This is a genomic window from Vibrio sp. SG41-7, from assembly GCF_014164465.1.
Lineage (GTDB): Bacteria > Pseudomonadota > Gammaproteobacteria > Enterobacterales > Vibrionaceae > Vibrio > Vibrio splendidus.
This window is the reverse complement of sequence record NZ_JACJFF010000363.1, coordinates 1-408: the sequence shown is the minus strand read 5'-3', so window position 1 is coordinate 408 and position 408 is coordinate 1. Positions and strand designations below refer to the sequence as shown.

The 408-nt window shown below is 45.3% G+C and carries 1 pseudogene; it reads left to right on the top strand.

Annotated elements, in window-relative coordinates:
* Nucleotides 1–154: 154 nt before the first annotated feature.
* Nucleotides 155–408: pseudogene (locus H5300_RS27115) on the top strand (site-specific integrase); the annotation flags it as partial.

The window sequence follows — 408 nt, the reverse complement described above, 5'->3', positions numbered from 1 at the left end:
AACAACATCCACCAGCACAGATAACGGCTGATACTGCTGCTTCCCATATTGTTAAAACGGGAAGCTTCAATCCCTTGCTACATAAGGGTTTGGCGGTATCGGCCTCTCTGAGCTTCCCAAAACACTCTTCTACAGACAAAAAAGGAAGCAGACTATGGCTGAGGTCCAAGCGATTAAAGACGACGACACAATACGCCTAATTGGTCATTTACTCGCTATTCGTTGTAATCCGCAAATGGCTGACGTTTGGCACATTGGGTTAAACCTGGCACTACGAATATCCGATTTACTCGCTATCCGCTTTGAAGACATTAATGATGACCGACTCATTATTCGTGAAAGCAAAACGGGCAAGCTGGCAAACATCCAGTTAAACACCAAAGCACGAGAACACATTGCCAAAGTGCG